This window comes from Wolbachia endosymbiont of Cylisticus convexus, from assembly GCF_003344345.1.
The window spans coordinates 1-1,316 of the sequence record NZ_QPIP01000166.1 but is presented as its reverse complement, the minus strand read 5'-3'; the positions used below and the strand labels follow the sequence as shown (position 1 = coordinate 1,316).

The window sequence follows — 1,316 nt, the reverse complement described above, 5'->3', positions numbered from 1 at the left end:
CCACTTTATGCAGTTTATGTTGTTCTGTCCTCCTGAAGCAAGTCCGCTAGAGTGGATGCTTTTAACGAATCTTCCTGTCAATACTTTTGATGAGGCAGTTGAAAAGGTTAGTTGGTATTGTCTTAGATGGAAGATAGAGATACTTCATAAAATTTTAAAATCTGGCCTTAAAGTTGAAGAATGTAGACTTGAAACAGCAGAAAGATTAATGAGGTATTTAACGGTTATGAGTGTTATTGCTTGGAGAATTTTTTTTATTACAACAATTGCAAGAACCAATCCAACACTACCGTGCACTACTTTATTAGCTGAAGAAGAGTGGAAAGTTTTATACGCGAAAATACACAAATGCCCAAATGTAACTCCTACTATAAAAGAGGTTGTTTCATGGATTGCTCAGCTTGGAGGCCACTTAGCCAGAAAAAATGACCCAGAACCTGGACCTATTACCCTTTGGAAAGGATGGAGACGTCTCTTTGATTTATCAGAAGGATGGAGGCTTGCTACTGAACTTTATACTTATGGGTAATAGTAAGGTTTCAAATACTTGAGTCATATGGATTTGAGGTAAAACTGGTAAATGCAAGACATGTAAAAAATGTACCCGGAAGAAAATCAGACGTCCAGGATTGTCAATGGCTTCAACAATTACACAGCTACGGGTTACTCCAAGGATCATTTAGATCAGATGTGCGTATTGCGTAGTTATGTAAGACCTTACTATTACCCACAAATATAAATGGACATAAAAACAAAGTATTACAATATTAAAGTTTGCAAATATTGAGGGTGTAAAATGGAAAGCAAGAGTAATGAATGGGCTAAAAATGAATTTGGAAATGCTGTACTTGGGGATAAAAGATTAACTGATCGATTAGTAGATATTGCTGATAGCTTGGCAAATATGCCTGAAAGTTCAATCAATCAAGCATGTGAAAGTTGGTCAGAGGCAAAGGCAGCATATCGCTTTTTCCAAAACGAGAGCATAAAAGAAGCTGACATCTTAGCATCACATATTACAAAAACTGTTGAAAGAGCAAAAGATTATAAAAGAATTATTGTAATTCAAGATACAAGTTTTCTTTCATATACTGGCCACAAAAAAACAAGCGGGTTGGGGCATAAGTGTTGAAAGTATCAAAAATGGCGTGATATAAGGTGATCAACGGCATGTAAGTTACCTCCTGATAGTAAAACAATTGAACGTAAAAAAGAGTCATTAAGATCTAATGTGTATTAAACAAGACTTGATCTGACACTTTAGAAAAGTAAGTTATAAAATAATAAAAGAAAGGAGTGTTAGATATGAGTACAAT

General features: G+C 35.0%; 1 protein-coding gene and 2 pseudogenes. All 3 read left to right on the top strand.

The genetic code is table 11. The features are described 5' to 3' along the window. Positions 1-529, top strand: a 529-nt coding sequence (locus Wcon_RS09725) for an IS4 family transposase (protein ID WP_114517656.1), incomplete at its 5' end; no start/stop codon positions are given. Further along, positions 523-715: pseudogene (locus Wcon_RS09720) on the top strand (IS110 family transposase); the annotation flags it as partial. The gene Wcon_RS09725 and the pseudogene Wcon_RS09720, both read left to right, overlap by 7 nt. 81 nt (positions 716-796) lie before the next feature. Next, positions 797-1,120 (top strand): annotated as a pseudogene (locus tag Wcon_RS09715) (IS4/Tn5 family transposase DNA-binding protein); the annotation flags it as partial. Between the last annotated feature and the right edge of the window lie 196 nt (positions 1,121-1,316).